This window comes from Arthrobacter sp. B3I9 (assembly GCF_030816935.1).
Taxonomy (GTDB): Bacteria; Actinomycetota; Actinomycetes; order Actinomycetales; family Micrococcaceae; genus Arthrobacter.
On the sequence record NZ_JAUSYO010000001.1, the window covers coordinates 3,310,758 to 3,325,856 of the forward strand.

At 69.0% G+C, this 15,099-nt stretch carries 11 protein-coding genes and 1 pseudogene; 3 read left to right on the forward strand and 9 right to left on the reverse strand.

Annotation, left to right across the window (positions count from 1 at the left end):
- Positions 1–42: 42 nt before the first annotated feature.
- Positions 43–1,755, forward strand: a complete 1,713-nt coding sequence (locus QFZ65_RS15330; protein WP_306911556.1) for a dolichyl-phosphate-mannose--protein mannosyltransferase — start codon at positions 43–45, stop codon at positions 1,753–1,755.
- Here the strand turns inward: QFZ65_RS15330 and QFZ65_RS15335 are convergent.
- The 5 genes from QFZ65_RS15335 to QFZ65_RS15355 form a co-directional block, all read right to left on the reverse strand.
- A complete protein-coding gene (locus QFZ65_RS15335; RefSeq protein ID WP_373427601.1) occupies positions 1,752–3,065 on the reverse strand; it encodes a TIGR01906 family membrane protein in 1,314 nt (437 codons plus the stop codon). The genes QFZ65_RS15330 and QFZ65_RS15335 overlap by 4 nt on opposite strands.
- 145 nt (positions 3,066–3,210) lie before the next feature.
- Entirely contained in the window at positions 3,211–4,434 is a 1,224-nt protein-coding gene (locus QFZ65_RS15340; protein WP_306912605.1) for an Ig-like domain-containing protein, read from the reverse strand.
- Positions 4,435–4,498: 64 nt separating this feature from the next.
- Positions 4,499–5,977: an adenosylhomocysteinase gene (gene ahcY / locus QFZ65_RS15345; protein WP_306911557.1), complete on the reverse strand. Its 1,479-nt coding sequence runs from the start codon at positions 5,975–5,977 to the stop codon at positions 4,499–4,501.
- A gap of 163 nt (positions 5,978–6,140) precedes the next feature.
- Positions 6,141–6,386: a Trm112 family protein gene (locus tag QFZ65_RS15350; protein WP_306911558.1), complete on the reverse strand. Its 246-nt coding sequence runs from the start codon at positions 6,384–6,386 to the stop codon at positions 6,141–6,143.
- 82 nt (positions 6,387–6,468) lie between these two features.
- Positions 6,469–6,858, reverse strand: coding sequence for a DUF3499 domain-containing protein (locus tag QFZ65_RS15355; RefSeq protein WP_306911559.1), 390 nt, complete (start codon positions 6,856–6,858; stop codon positions 6,469–6,471).
- Between the two features lie 111 nt (positions 6,859–6,969).
- On the opposite strand from QFZ65_RS15355, the gene QFZ65_RS15360 reads away from it, so the two are divergent.
- Entirely contained in the window at positions 6,970–7,506 is a 537-nt protein-coding gene (locus QFZ65_RS15360) for a metallopeptidase family protein (protein WP_306911560.1), read from the forward strand.
- A gap of 51 nt (positions 7,507–7,557) precedes the next feature.
- On the opposite strand, the gene QFZ65_RS15365 is transcribed toward QFZ65_RS15360, so the two are convergent.
- The 3 genes and pseudogenes from QFZ65_RS15365 to QFZ65_RS15375 form a co-directional block, all read right to left on the reverse strand.
- A complete protein-coding gene (locus QFZ65_RS15365; RefSeq protein ID WP_306911561.1) occupies positions 7,558–9,252 on the reverse strand; it encodes a DUF5719 family protein in 1,695 nt (564 codons plus the stop codon).
- Positions 9,245–12,644: pseudogene (locus tag QFZ65_RS15370) on the reverse strand (glycosyltransferase family 2 protein). Before QFZ65_RS15370 ends, QFZ65_RS15365 begins: the two are co-directional and overlap by 8 nt.
- Positions 12,645–12,673: 29 nt before the next feature.
- The gene (locus QFZ65_RS15375) at positions 12,674–13,219 is read right to left on the reverse strand and encodes a WhiB family transcriptional regulator (protein WP_306911562.1); all 546 of its coding nucleotides are present in this window, start codon (positions 13,217–13,219) and stop codon (positions 12,674–12,676) included.
- Between the two features lie 365 nt (positions 13,220–13,584).
- Here QFZ65_RS15375 and QFZ65_RS15380 point away from each other — a divergent pair, with 365 nt between their 5' ends.
- The gene (locus tag QFZ65_RS15380) at positions 13,585–14,289 is read left to right on the forward strand and encodes a TIGR03089 family protein (RefSeq protein ID WP_306911563.1); all 705 of its coding nucleotides are present in this window, start codon (positions 13,585–13,587) and stop codon (positions 14,287–14,289) included.
- 82 nt (positions 14,290–14,371) lie between these two features.
- On the opposite strand, the gene QFZ65_RS15385 is transcribed toward QFZ65_RS15380, so the two are convergent.
- Positions 14,372–14,935, reverse strand: a complete 564-nt coding sequence (locus QFZ65_RS15385) for a GtrA family protein (protein WP_306911564.1) — start codon at positions 14,933–14,935, stop codon at positions 14,372–14,374.
- Positions 14,936–15,099: the final 164 nt, after the last annotated feature.

A 15,099-nucleotide genomic window follows, 5' to 3' on the forward strand; every position in this document is an offset into this window, starting at 1 on the left:
TGCCGCCGCAGGGTCCGGCCGGCGCGGGCCGCGAAAGGTAGCATGGGCAAGGTGACGCAGACCCCCACGAGGCCCGCCGAGGCCCGTTCAGCCGGACCGGCGCCCTCGACAGCCCCGTCCGGACGCAATCTTGAGGGGCACCGCTGGATCAGCCGCCCCACCGAGGCTTTCACCCCCGAGGCCCTGAAAGAGCGGCTGATCGGCAACATACAGAGCTGGCGGGATTATCCTGCGTCGCTGCGTCTGTGGTTCTGGCTGATTCCGGCCCTCACCGCCGGCCTCGGCGGGATCCTGCGCTTTGTCCGGCTGGACACACCCCGCAATCTGGTCTTTGACGAGACCTACTACGTCAAGGACGGCTACTCGCTCCTGGTCAGCGGCTATGAACGATCCTGGCCGGAGAAGGCCAATGACTCCTTCATCGCCGGCAATCCCGGCGTGCTCCTGGACACCCCCGAATACGTCGTCCACCCGCCGGTGGGCAAATGGATGATCGCCGCGGGTATGTGGCTCTTCGGCCCGGACAATCCCTTCGGCTGGCGGTTTGCAGCCGCCCTGACCGGAACGCTGTCCATCTTCCTGCTGGCCCTGATCGCGCAGAAGCTGTTCAGCTCGCTGACGATGGGGGCGGTGGCCGGCGTGCTGCTGGCAGTTGACGGGCACCATCTCGTGATGTCGCGGACAGCGCTGCTGGATATCTTCCTCATGTTCTGGGTCCTGGCCGCTTTCGGCGCCCTGCTCCTGGACCGGCACGACGGGCGGCGCCGGCTCGCGGCCAGGCTGGGCCGGCAGGCCGCCGCCAGCCCGGACGGGAAACCGTCGGCACTCCAGTTGGCTTCCGGCCCCTGGCTCGGTGTCCGGTGGTGGCGCATCGTTGCCGGCGTCTGCCTGGGCCTTGCGGTGGGGACCAAATGGTCCGGACTGTTCTTCCTGGCCGGCTTCGGGCTGCTGACCGTCTTCTGGGACCTCAGCGCACGGCGGGTCGCCGGGATTTCCGGCTGGATCAGCGGCGGCATCCTCAAGGACGGCGTGCCGGCGTTCCTCGGCGTTGTCCCCGCCGCAGCGCTCACCTACGCGGCGACCTGGACAGGCTGGTTCCGGTCGCAGGACGCCTATTTCCGGCACTGGGCGGACACCAACCCGTCCGCGCAATGGGGCTGGCTGCCCAACGCGGTGCGGTCCCTGGCGCACTACCACCTGGAGGCGTACAAGTTCCATCAGGGGCTCAGCGCCGACCATCCCTATGAGGCGAGCGCGTGGAGCTGGCTGGTGCTGGGCCGGCCCACCTCGTTTTTCTACGAATCGCCGCAGCCTGGCAGCCCGGGCTGCCAGACAGGCAGCTGCACCACGGCCATCCTTTCCGTGGGCAATCCCGTGATCTGGTGGGGCGCGGCGGTCTGCCTGGGGGTCCTGCTCTTCTGGTGGGCGGGCCGGCGGGACTGGCGGGCCGGCGCCATCCTCGCGGGAGTCGCCGCCGGCTACCTCCCCTGGTTCCTGTATCCGGAGCGCACGATGTTCTACTTCTACGCCGTGTCCTTCGAACCGTTCCTGGTCCTCGCCCTCGCGTATTGCCTCGGCCTCGTGCTGGGCAAGCGCACGGACCCCCTCTGGCGCCGCCGCTCCGGACTATACGTGGTGACGCTCTTCGTGGTCACCGCCGTCCTGGTGTCGGCCTTCTTTTATCCTGTGTGGACGGCAGAGACGATCTCCTACCAGGACTGGCGTTTCCGGATGTGGATGCCGTCCTGGATCTAGATTGCCCCGGAGTGACCCCGGGACGGCTTGCCGTCCGCTTCCGGGTGGTCGAAGCCCGTCCCTGTACCAGAGTCCGCTCCGGTACCGGCGGTGAAGTTCACTGGCCCGTCAGCGGGATCCTCTTCAGCGCCGGCGTTCGCGGCCTTGGCCCGCCGCCCGAAGCGCGGACGCTTTCCGGCCTGTCCTCCGGCCGGCTCCCCCGCGGCCTGCGATCCGCGGCCGCCTTCGGCCGCTGCGCCCTCGTCCTCCCCTGAAGCGGCGTCTGCTGCAGCACGCCGCTTCGGAAGGCCGCGCCTCTTCCTGGTGGGCCAGGTGAGGATCAGCGTGAGCAGGGAGGCCAGCAGCACCAGGGCGCCGATGACGATGCCGGCGTCCACCCAGAACTGGCCGGGGAACAAACGGATCAGCGTGTCCTGCAGGGAGAACGTCCAGGTGCCGTTCGCGAAGAACAGGCGGTGGAACTCGGTGAAGAACTGTTCCCAGCCGAGAACTGCCAGCACGCCCAGGCCGACAATAAGGGCGAGGCTGACGATTGAGCCGGCGAAGAGCCCCCGGCGGATTCCTCCGGCGCTGCGGCGGCGCAGGTAGATCATCGCGATGAGGCTGAGCAGGATCAGTACGACGCCGGCGCCGAACGCGGACAGGATGACAAGCTTGACGTCGGCCATATGGCTGACTTCGCCCGCCTTGAAAAGCTGGTCCTTGTTGCGGTCGACGAGCTCTCCCAGGTACCTCGGCCCGGCCCAGTTGCTGAGGTAGTCCACGGCGTAGGAACCGTAGGTCATCCTGTCGTCGGTGCTGAAGCCGTAGCCGTCGCCGGGGAAGCCGGGACGGTTGTACTCGACCCACAGGAACAAGGGGCTGGTGACGGCGCGGACGGCCAGGACGAGCAGGATGACCGGGAAGCAGACCGCCAGCAGGACCTGCATGACACGCGGGAGGACCGGCTTGGCCTTGGCCGCTTGCTCACGTTCGGCATTCCGGCGCTCCACCTCTTCGCGGGGCGGGCGGATCTGCAGGGCGGAGGTGTGCAGCTCCTCTTCAGGGGCGGCCCGGTCTGCGGCGGCTTCGGCCGCCCTGCGGCCGGCCCGGCTCCCCGGCACTGCGCCGGCGGCCGGCACGGCGCCGGCGGCCGGCACAGCACTGGCACCCGCTCCGGTTCCAGTTCCGGAAGATCCCGCGTCGTGGTCCGGTTCCCCGGTACCGGGCGCAGCCGGCTTCATCCAGTCGAAGGCGGGTTCGTCGCTGTCATCGGCGGGATCCAGGTGGGGATCCTGCCGATTCTGTGGTGTGGGACTTGTGTCGGTCACTGCAGCTTCGCTTCCATAGGCTTCCGTGCCGCCGGGCCTGCGCCTGGCAACCCAATATCTCTGGTTCCGAGCCTACCGCCAGACCCTCCGGCCGGGCGAGGTGCCACCCCGGGAGTCCGCCGGGATTCCGGGCGCTGTTTGAAGGTCAGTTTGCGTACTGCGCCCAGGGGATGTTCCAGTCCCCGAAGCCGTCGTCGAAAGCGGCAAAGTCGCCTTCCGTGTTGATCACCTGGACCACGTCACCGCTGGTCATGTTGTCGAACACCCATTTCGCGCCGTCCGGTCCCAAGCCGATGCAGCCGTGGGAGAGGTTTGCCGTGCCGAGATAGGGCATGGCCGAGTCCGTGGCCTGGTGGATGAACTCCCCGCTCGGGGTCAGGCGGGTGGCGTAGTTGACGTCGAGCTGGCCGTAGTACGCCGGGTCGCCCGGTTTGAGCCCGATGGTGGACGCATCCATGTGCTCCACGCGGTACTTCTCCATGAAGACGAGGAAACCCCTTGCCGAGGGGAACCGCGTGTCACCCATGGTCGCCGGCCACTTGCCGACCTGCTGGTCGTTGACGCTGGCCGTGAAGGTGTGCGCTGTCGCGTCTGCCACAGCCGTCTTTTTGTCGCCGATGTGCACGGTGACTACCTTGTTGAAGTTCCCGACCTGCCCGTTGCCGAGCTCCACGCCGAACAGCTTCAGATCCATGGTGATGGTGCTGTTCGCGGCCCAGAAGACCTCCGGACGGTACCTGACCATGGTGTTGCTGAACCAGTGGAAATCGCCGGCCTGGCCGGACGTGGAGGTGACCTTGATGGCTTTCTCGACGGCGTCCCGGTTGAGGACCGGTTCACTGAAGGTGATCTGCAGGGGCTGTGCCACGCCGACCTTCATGCCGTCCAGTGGGTAGATCGCGGCGTCGGCCTCATTGGCGGTGGAGACCGTCGTGAAGCTCCGGGTGGTGTTGCTCTTGCGCCCGGCACCGTCGAGCACGGCGAAGGTATAGGTGTAGCGGGTATTGAATTTCAACGGTTCCGATGCTGTCCAGCTGGAGCCGCCTGCGCCGAGGGTGCCCTTCACCGCGTCGCCGGATCCGCTGGTGAGGGCCACGCGCTCGATCTTTCCGTTGGCCACCTTCAAAGTCACCGGCGCGGCCGGATTGACCTGGGTGGCCGCGTTCGCGGGCGAGACGTCAAGCTTGACCGGGGCAACCACAGGGAAGGCAAGCCCCGGCGTCGAACGTTCCGGCGACGCCGCCTCGGAGGCGAAGGACGCGTGGGCCAGCGGCCCCGTCGCGGCAAAAACTCCGCCTGCCGCAGCAAGGGCGCAGACCGCTCCGAGCACGGCGATCTTGCGGCCGGCGCTCCAGCTTTTCGGGGCGATCACGATACTCGGGTCCTTCCAGGGATTACCTTGCTGCGGTCGGGAAACGGGCAGCATCCGGTTTCTAGTAGCGGTAGTGCCCCGGCTTGTACGGGCCCGCGACGTCAAGGTCCAGGTACTGGGCCTGCTCCTTGGACAGCTCGGTCAGCTCGACGCCGAGGGCGTCCAGGTGCAGCCGGGCGACCTTTTCGTCGAGGACCTTCGGCAGCACGTAGACCTGCTTTTCGTATTCACGCTCGCCGTCGGGCTGGTCCCGCTTGGTGAACAGCTCGATCTGGGCGATGGTCTGGTTGGCGAATGAGTTGCTCATCACGAACGACGGGTGCCCGGTGGCATTGCCGAGGTTCAGCAGCCGGCCTTCGGACAGGACGATGATGGACCGCTCTTCGGAGGTGCCCTCGTCGAAGACCCACTCGTGCACCTGCGGCTTGATCTGGACCTTCTTGATGCCGGGGATCCGGGCCAGCCCGGCCATGTCGATCTCGTTGTCGAAGTGCCCGATGTTGCCCACGATCGCTTTGTCCCGCATGCCGGCCATGTGCTCGGCCAGGATAACGTCCTTGTTGCCGGTGGTGGTGATGAAGATGTGGCCCTCGCCGAGGACGGATTCAAGCTTTGCGACCCGGTAACCGTCCATCGCTGCCTGGAGGGCGCAGATGGGGTCGATCTCGGTCACGATCACCCGCGAGCCCTGGCCGCGGAAGGCCTCCGCCGCGCCCTTGCCGACGTCGCCGTAACCGCAGACAACGGCGACCTTGCCCCCCATGAGGACGTCGGTGGCGCGGTTGATGCCGTCCGGCAGCGAGTGCCGGATGCCGTACTTGTTGTCGAACTTGCTCTTGGTGACGGAGTCGTTGACGTTGATCGCCGGGAACAGCAGCTTTCCCTGCTCGGCGAGCTGGTACAGGCGGTGGACGCCGGTGGTGGTCTCCTCGGTGACTCCGAGCAGGCGGGAGCTGATCCGGGTCCACTTCTGCGGGTCCGCCTGCAGCGAGGCGCGCAGGACGTCCAGGAAGACCCGGCCTTCGTCCGATTCGTCCGAAGCGGCCTCCGGCACGGCGCCGAGGGCTTCGAATTCGACGCCCTTGTGGACCAGCATGGTGGCGTCGCCGCCGTCGTCAAGGATCATGTTGGCACCAAGGTCCGGGTCGGTGTCCGCGCCGGGCCAGGTGAGGATCTGCTCCGCAGTCCACCAGTATTCCTCGAGGGTTTCACCCTTCCAAGCGAAGACCGGAACACCCTGCGGGTCCTCAACGGTGCCGTTGCCGACCACGACGGCGGCGGCGGCCTCGTCCTGGGTGGAGAAGATGTTGCAGGAGGCCCAGCGGACCTCGGCGCCGAGGGCGGTAAGGGTCTCGATCAGCACGGCGGTCTGCACGGTCATGTGCAGGGATCCGGCGATCCGGGCGCCTTTGAGCGGTTGGCTCGCGCCGAACTCCGCGCGCAGGGACATCAGCCCGGGCATTTCGTGCTCTGCCAGGCGGATCTGGTGGCGGCCCGCCTCGGCGAGGGAGATGTCCGCGATCTTGTAATCGAAAGTCATGTGAATCCTTTTGGGTTGCCGGCTGGTCATCGGTGGCCGGGGTGGCTGTGACCTTGCGTGTACGGGAAGTAATTCGGTGCGGCCTGGTTCGGGGATCGCCGCAAGGGGGAAGGTCCGGGCGGGACCGTCGCCGGGCTGGTCTGTTCTGCCGGTCAGGGCCGCCCTAGCCGGCGGTGCGGGACGCGGCGTCGTGCTGGTCGGCGTCGTGCTGGGAAGCGGGGGCTGCGGTTGCTGCGGAGAGCAACTCCGGCGGCAGCAGAAGCGGGATACCGTCCTCGATGCGGTAGCGCGGCATCGTTCCGTTACCGTCGGCCTCCGTCGCAACGAGCTCCTCGCCTTCCTGGACCAGTGCGGATCCAGTGACGGGGCATCGCAGGACGGACAAGAGCTCGGGGCTGAGATTCGGCATGGTGAACGCTCCCTGGTGGACGCCGCAGCAGGCGCCGGTGGCTTACGGAGTTTGCACTTCCCAGCCTACCGCCAGTTGGAGCTCACGATGGTTCGCGCAGGATGCGAAGGTGGCCCCGGCGGGTGCCCTCCGCCACAGCCGGCGCTTCCAGGGCCGGATGCGCGCTGCGCTGGCCCTGGACAGTTTCGGGCGCGGCGGGCCGGGACGCCGCTTCGCGGACAGCGTCCGCCAGAGCCAACAGGTCATCGGGTCCGGGGCCCGCCGGCGTCGCGGGCATCGCCAGCCGCAGGACCTCCCAGCCGCGCGGGACCGTCAACGAGTCGGCGTGCTGCTCGCAGAGGTCGTAGCAATGCGGTTCCGCGAACGTTGCGAGCGGCCCCAGCACTGCGGTGGAGTCGGCGTAGACATACGTCAACGTGGCCACCGCCGAATTGCGGCAGGCTGACCTTGAACAAAGACGAATTGCACCCACGAGACCACAGACTACTCCCCTTAGGCGCCGGAACCCGGCACCCTTGGACGTTCCGCGGCGGGTCGCGGGGTCCGTATCGCGTAAATCATCCGCCGGGTTTAGAGTCGAGACATGCAGTCACCGCACCAAGATCCGGGTTTTACGGTCCGCTTGGCTGACCCCGACGCCGGAGCTTCCGGTGCCATTACCGCGCCCACCGGTTCCGGCCCTGCCGCGAGGCCTAAGGGTTTCCGGGAGCGCCGGCGGAACAGGCACGGGCGGGGCCTCAGGGGCGAGCTCATGCTCCCGACCCTCCCGGGCTACCGGACCCGTTCCGACCGTTTCGATGACCTCGTCCTGGATTCGGCCCAGCGGCTCCACGACATCTGGGGGAAACCCCTGGACGGCGTCCGCTTTGCCGTCGACGAGATTCCCCCCGGCCTGGAACAGCTCGTTGCGGATGGAACCCCGGCACCGATGGGCGCTTACAGCCCGGCGACGGAAGAGGAAGGTCCGGTCATCACCCTGTACCGGCTCGTGGTGGAGCAGGCCTGTGGCAGCCGTGAGGAACTCCAGGACCTGGTGCACGACGTCGTGGTGGAGCGCACCGCGGAGATGCTCGGCGTGCCGCCCGAATCCCTGGACCCGGTCTACCGCCGCCGATACTGACCCGGTCCAGATCCGCCGGCGGCCCTGTACCGGTTCCCGCGCCGCCGCCGGTCAGTATCCCAGCGCGACAGGGACCTGCTCCTGGCCAGCGGCGCCGGGAGCCACTGCGACGGTGGAAACGTCCTGCGTGCCGTCCTGCTGCAACAGCACAGTGCCATAGGCGGCTTCGCCGGCGGCGGAGAGCAGGTAGCCGACCACCGGCGAACCCTCCAGCTCGGCGGGTACCTTGATGGAGGCCGTGGTTCCGCCGGCCATATCCGTGGCCGCGGCCGTCCGCACCTTTCCGTCCGCCGTAATCGGCGTATAGGAGATTGTGGCCCGCCCGTCCGGTGCGCCGAATACCAGGTAACGGTCCCCCGCGGTGGGCACGGGCACGACGTGCTCGCTGCCGAGCCGGGCCGAGGCCGGGGACCAGGCGATGTCCGCGGCGTCTTCGGAGGCAAGTCCCTTGGTGACCCGCGCGGCAGCGGTAAAGGAAACGTCCGAGGTGGCCTCGATGGTGTAGTAACCGGCCGGCACGCCGGCCAGCGGAACCTCGGTGACCGCACCGGCCTTCGCCTTCACGACGCCGCCACCGGGCAGGGCCTTCTTCCCGTCGCGTCCGTAGAGCTTGATGGCCACGACGGCGTCGGCGGATCCCGGGACGGCAATATGAAGCGCGGGCCCGGCGTCGGAAAAGCCGGATTTCGCCGTGAGCGCGCCCAGCGCCGCGGGGTCTTGGATGTCCACGCCCGTGACCACCTGGCGGGCCGCGGGGGCGGTCCCGGGAACGATGAAGTCGACTCCGCCGGGAATCAGTCCGCGCAGTACGCTCTGCTGGATGACGGCGGCGACAGGGCCGCCGGCGCTGTGGACCCGAACCCCCAGCCGTTGCTGCCCGGGGGCGAGGCCGGCGAGGATGACCGAACGGGTGCTGCCCGGGGCCAGCAGGAGTCCGCGGCTTCCGGGGGCCTGGATCAGGCCCTTGGCGCCGTAAAGGTCCAGGCTGACCGTGGCCGGAGTGCTGGACGGATTGCTGAGGTTCAGGACCGCTGTCCGGCCGAGTGCGGTGTTCGCCCCGACCAGCCACAGATCATTCCCAGGCTGCTGGCAGCCCGCGGCGGCGGAACCGCGAAGGTCGCCGTCGCCGGCCGTGTAGCTCATGATGGCGCCGGCGGTGGCCTGGCGGTTCGCCTGCGCATCCGCGCTGAGGACGGTGACATCGTCCACCACGTGCCCTGGCGCTACACCGGCCGGCAGCGCCGGCGAACTGGCGGCAGGTTTGGCGGATGAGGTGTCCGTTGCCGAGGGGTCTGCGGCCTTGGCGATTTCGACAAGGGTATTGCCTTTGAGCGTAGCGAGCCGGCTGCCGGGGACCGTTCCCGCGGGCGAGCCCAGCACAACGGCGCTGACCGTGCTCTTCGCGGTGGCTGACTCCGGGCTGAACTGCGCGTCGGTGCCCACCGGAGTCCCTTGCAGCAGCCGGGCGGGGCCCGGGCAAACACCGAGGCTGCTGCCCGCAGGAACGGCTGCCAGGGGTGCCTCCAGCTGCCTGCTGCTGCCGGGCCCCTGCGGCGCGAGCGACGCAGCCGACACGAGCCCGCCGCCCGCGGCAACCAGGACAAGGGCGGAGAGGACCCCGGCCGCAGTGCCGCCGCGGGGACGGCGCTTCTGCTGTGCCGGCTTCGGCTGTGCTGGATTCGGCTGTGCCGCCTTCCGCTGTTCCGGCTTCGGCTGTGCCGCGGTGGCGCCGGGTTCCTTATGCATGTTGATGTTCCTTACGGAGGGAGCCTTCGTCCCGTGAGATCCCGGTGTTCGGCCGGCGGGCCGGCATGGGTATGGCGAGCAGGGCGGTCAGGCCGATCACGACAGCCTGGGCGATGCCCGCCCAGAGAGCCCAGAGGGACTCGTAGCGGATGCTGAGGCTGCCGCCCTCGGCAGGCAGGGTGAAAGCCTGCGCCCAGCCCGAGGTGGTGGCGGTCAGGCGCCGGCCGTCGAGCCAGGCGCTCCAGCCCGGGTCGGCGTGTTCGGCCATCACGACCAGCCTGCCTTCCGGCCCGGCAGGCACCGAGGCGCCGGCTGACACGGTTTCGGACGGCAGGAGCCCGATGGCGGCGCCGGCGCCGTCGGTGATCCGCACGCGGTGGGCGACGTCGGCAGCCGCGATGACCGGCTGGTTCAGGGGACTGATCCGCCAAAGCCAGCCCGCGTCCGTCTTTCCGACGGCGACCAGCCCGGGGACGGCGTCAATCCGGCCGGAGGCGAGCTCGGTGGCGGTGTCTGAAGCCCGCAGCACCACGAAGCCGACTCCGAGCCGTTCCAGGTCCTCGCGCGGATCCACTCCCTGCCCGGCCACGATCGTCGCCACGACACTGCGCAGGGAACTGGCGACGGCGTCGTCGTTCCGGATGGTTTCACTTCCCGGCGCCCCCTGGATGGGCCGGGCGGCGGCGACGGCGGACAGTGCGTCCAGGGTGGTCCCGGCGCCCCGCATGAGAGTGGCATCGTAGCCGCCGTTTCCGGTGATGGAAATAAGCAGGGTGCGGGCCTGTTCCGGGCCCTCCCCGCGGTCGGTCGCCGTGGCCGGGAGCGTGCGCGCCGTGGACGGCTGGATCAGGCGCGCGGTGCCGAGGCTGCCCGTAGGGGCCGGGGAAGAGCCGTCGCCCGACGTCGCAGCCGGACTTTCGCTTTGCGATAGGTTCTGCGCGGCCCAGACCGCCAGTCCGGCCAGGGGCCCGGCGACCAGCAGGCATGTGGCCGCGGCGGCCGTGGTGCGGAGCAGGATAGCGCGGCCGGCTGTGGCTGCGGCGGCCCGGCCGGCGGCGTCGAGCACGCCTTCGGCACCGAGCAAGGCCGCGCCGAGGATCCCGAACCCGGCAGCGGACACCGTGGGTCCGGTGAAGGGGGTGACCAGGATGTCCGTTCCGGCGCCGGTGGCAACGTGTCCGGCGAGCCAGCCGCCGGCGAGCACCAGGGCCGAGCCCGCCCACAGCCAGCGGGAAACGCGTGCCCGGCGTCCCGGCAGGAACAGTGCGGTGATCGCGAGCAGCAGGGCGGGCAGCCCGGCCAAAAGCGCCAATAGCAGCGCCCATGGAACAAACGGGGCCCCGGTGCTGCCGCCGAAGAACGGAAGGCCGGTCAGGCCGCCATCCCCGGCGAAACGCAGCGGCTGCCCCAGCGCCTGCTGCCAGAGTGGCGCGGCATCGAAGCCGAGGGGCAGGCCGGGATCGGCCAGCAAGGCCCGCGGCCGGTCGATGACGGACAAGGCGAACGGCACAAAAAGGGCCGCGCTGGGCAACAGCGCCCACCAGACCGTGCGGCCCCGGCGGCCGAGGAGCACGCCGCACAGGACCACCACCAGGACCAAGGGCAGCAGCAGGGCCGGTGCCGCCGCGGTGACGACCGCCAGGGCGAGGCCGGCTGCGGCCGCCGCGGTCCAGGAAGGCGTTCCGTTGATGCCCGGCTTTGCGGGCGGCTCTTCGGCGGGGCGCCACTTCCCAGCGGAAGGAGCGGCATAGCGGCCACGCCCGACGGCGCTGCCGGTAGCCCGCAGGAGGGCGAGGACAAGCAGGGGAAGCAGCACGTGTGCCAGCAGCGCGCCGAGGCGCCCCTGGTTCAGGGCCACCTGGAGGGCCGGCGCGGCGGCCCAGAAAAAGGCCGCGGCCAGCCGGAGCCGACGCCGCTGGGTCAAGGCGCCGGCCGCCAACCAGGCGCCGAGGGCGGACAGCGGCATCGCGAGGATAAGGAGCCAGACCACGGCCGCGTTGGCATCTCCGGCGCCAAATACGCCGAGCAGCCAGAGCACGTAGTCGAAGGGATCGCCATGGCCGGGGAGCCCGGCGCCGAGGCTGATCCACCAGCTGGAGGCATGGGTCCAGATCTCGTCCAGCCGGAGCGAGACAGGAATCAGCGCACCGCCGGAGACGGCCTCTGCCCCGAACAGGGTAAGAAGCCCGGCCAGCGAAGCGGCCGCGGTGACGAGCACGGCAAGCAGCGCGCCGCTGCCCACCCAGCCGCGCTCGGGCGTGGCCAGGGCTGCGAAGTCTTGGTCCGAGTCGCCGCTGGGCTGTTCGGCCAGCCCGTGGCCGGCAGTGCCCTCCAGCACGTCGTCGGCGCCCAGGGCTTCGATCAGGGAGCGCCGGTGCGCCCAGACTTCACGCCGGGGTGTCTGGAGGCCCTTGATCACGGAACGGCGGATACGGCGGGTACGGGCGGCGTTGCGGCGGCCGGCGGGCGACTGCAGCGGGGCTGCCGAGCGCCGAGAAAGTTGCGAGCAGCTGGGAGAAGCCGTGGCCCGGGTCCTTGACCGCGATGCTCAAAACAAGCCGGAACAGGCTCCCCAGGAGTGCCCCGGCAGCGTGCAGCGGGACCTGCCAGCCGGCCGCGTGTTTGAGGCGGAGATAGACCTGTGCCTTACGTGCCGCTTTCGCGGTGCCCAGTGCGTGGGGGCGGTGGGAGACATGGAACATCGTGGCCGCTGGCACCACCACCACCCGGTTTCCGGCAAGCCGGTTGCGCCAGCAGAAGTCGACGTCGTCGCCGCTCCCGGGGAGCGCAGGATCAAAGCCCCCGAGGTCCTCCCAGACGTCCCGGCGGACGAGCATGCCGGCAGAGTTGACGGCAAAAGTGTCGCTGCGGCCGTCGTACTGCCCCTGGTCCAGTTCGTCAGCGTCGATGAGGGTCACCCGTTCAGCCCAGCGGCTGGTGGAGAGCCCGACGTCGATCAGGCGCCGTTCGGCATCCCAGTCGAGCTGTTTGCAGCCCGCCACGGTGACCGACGGCGCCCGTTCCACGGCGTGCAACAGTTCGGCGAGGGCCTCCGGCGCGGGCGCGGCGTCGTCGTGCAGCAGCCAGATCCAGTCCTTGTCCGGCCGGCTGCCGGCGCCCCTGTCCTGTGTCTTTTCCTGTGCCTGCACGGCCGGGCTTTCCGAGCGCCAGGGCGCAAGGGCGGCGAGGCCGGCCGCCACGGCGGAACCCAGGCCGCTCCGGTGCTGCTCGAAGGAAGTGACGTTGGCCTTGCCGAGCGACTGTTCCAGGAGTGCTGCTGAATGGTCACGCGAGCCGGTGTCGACGCCGATGACAGCATCCGCCGGTCGGGTCTGGGCCGCCAGCGCCGCAAGGGTCCTGGGGAGGAAGTCGCCGCCGTCGTGGGCGACCACGACAGCGGTGACTCGTACTTCCTGAAGAATTAGACTGCTCGCTTCCTAAGCCGGCGGCGCTCCCGCTCGGAGAGACCGCCCCAGATCCCGAAACGCTCGTCGTTGGACAGGGCGTACTCGAGGCACTGCGACCGTACATTGCATGCGCCGCACACCTTTTTGGCGTCGCGGGTGGAGCCGCCCTTCTCAGGGAAGAACGCCTCCGGATCCGTTTGCGCACAGAGCGCATCCGTCTGCCAGCCGAGCTCGCCTTCATCGTCGAAGTCCTGCTGCGAGGGCAGCCCGATCCAGACCGGCTGGGAGGTGTTCCCAGCCTGGAGTGGCGGCAGTTCCATCGGCGGGTCGTCCAGGTCGTTATCCTGGTCCGGGCCGCCGCCTAGAAGCTCGTCGTGCGCCGCAAGGAAGGCGGTGGCCGCGTCCTGGAGTGAATCTCGTGTGTGTTCGTTGTAGCGGTCTGCTGCATCCGGGTCGGCCGGATCCACGTACCAATCACTCGGCACGCCCCGTGAACGGTACTTCGCCGTGGCCTGGCCGGCAACGACGGCATCTTCATGGATACGCTCTGCTAGCCCCATGGCGTTCCTTCCTGATTTTTGCAGCCCCTGCCTGTCGCTTGGACAATCGGATGTGTTCCGGTTTCTGCGCAGCGGCCTTCGATACCTAATTACACGCGTGTAAGTATCCGGGAGTCAAGCCGCGGCCGGAATAATAGTCACCCGCTCATCCAATGCATGGGCACGCCACGCCCGGGATTGTCCGGTTCTTCCGGGCTGCCGCAACCCTGCAACCATCAGTGTACTGAGTACTTTTGGCGCTTTTGCCCGAATTCTGGGGCCGCTTTGCGTCCCGCATGTCGGGAAAGGCCGATTCCCGGGCGGCGCTATGACGGAGAACACACGGCCCGGCGCGGCGTCAGGAGGGCCCGTGACAAGATGAACGCATGAGTATTCCGGCATTCGACCTGATGACCGCCCTGCGTTCCGGCCAGGCCACCTCGCCGCGGCTCACCTGGTACGGACCGGAGGGCGAGCGCGTTGAGCTCTCGGGCCGGGTCCTGGACAACTGGGTCGCGAAAACCAGCAACCTCCTGCAGGACGAACTCGATGCCGAGCCCGGTACGCGGCTCCGGCTGGACCTGCCTGCTCACTGGAAATCGCTGATCCTCGCCCTCGCTGCCTGGCAACTGGGGATGGAGCTCATCCTCGACGCGGGCGAGGCCGACCTGGTGGCCACGGACGATCCCGGCCCCGCCGCGGCCCAGGGGGCGTTCGACGCCGTCCTGGCGGTGGCGCTGCCCGCCCTCGCGATGCGCTGGCCGGGCGAGCTGCCCAGCGGCGTCGTCGACTATGCAGCGGAAGTCCGCTCCCATGGTGACGTCTTCCTGCCGCACGTGGAGCCGGAACCATCGCGCCCGGCCCTGCTGACCACCGCCGGTGCGGAGCACACGCACTCCGGGCTGCTGGACGGGTTTGCTGCCCTGCCGGCCGGAGCGCAGCGGCTGCTGGTGCCCGCGGCGGACGGCCTGGAAGCGGCCCTGTCACGCGCTTTGGGCGCCTGGAAGTCGGACGGCTCCGTGGTGCTGGTGCACCCCGACGTCGAGGTGACGGACAAGCTGCTCAGCGCCGAACGCGTCGACGCCTCGTAGGAGCCGACGCCGGGTAAGAGCCGACGCCGGGTAGGGGCCGTGCCGAGGCCCCGGCGGCGACGCCCCAGGGCTGATGGCCGGGTTAGGACTGGTGCCCGGGCAGATCCGGGTCCTCGACGCGCGCTTCCGGCACCCGGACGCCAGCGGTGCTGTGCGGGTGCCGCTCGATGATTTCGTGGTCGTGCGAGAACTCCGGCTCTTCGTCCAGTTCCTTGTTGAACACCAGGAAGCGGTAGGCGAAAAACCGCACCACGGTGGCTACGAGGATGCCGACGATCCCGGCCGAGAAGAGCAGGTTCTTGTCGGTGACGCCGAACCCGTACTTGGCGAGCGCGGTGAATCCGGTGGAGATGCCGATGCCGATGCCGTTAATGAGGATGAACATCACGAACTCGCGCACCACGTTGTCCTGGCGGCGGTGGCGGAACGTCCAGAAGCGGTTGGCTATCCACGAGAAGATGGTGGCGACGCTGGCGCCGACAAAGCGCGCTTTGGCCTCACTGTCCGTCATCGGTCCGTGCATCAGGTAGTACGTCAGTCCGTTATCGATGACGAACGCAATACCGCCCACGGCTCCGAACTTGGCCACTTCGCGCCAGAACAGCGAGGCCAGCCCGCGCACGCGCTCAGTAAGTGTTGTATTCATGACCCTCCATGGCCTGCTCAGAACTGTCGGCCTTGGCCCAACGGCCCATTTTAGCGCCGTTTGCTGGGCGGCCGCCCCGTTGGAGTGCTTCCCGGGTGCGCTGGAGGGCACCAGGGAGCCCACAAGCCCACCCCCGGAGCGGGCGCACAGGCCGCAGGATTGCC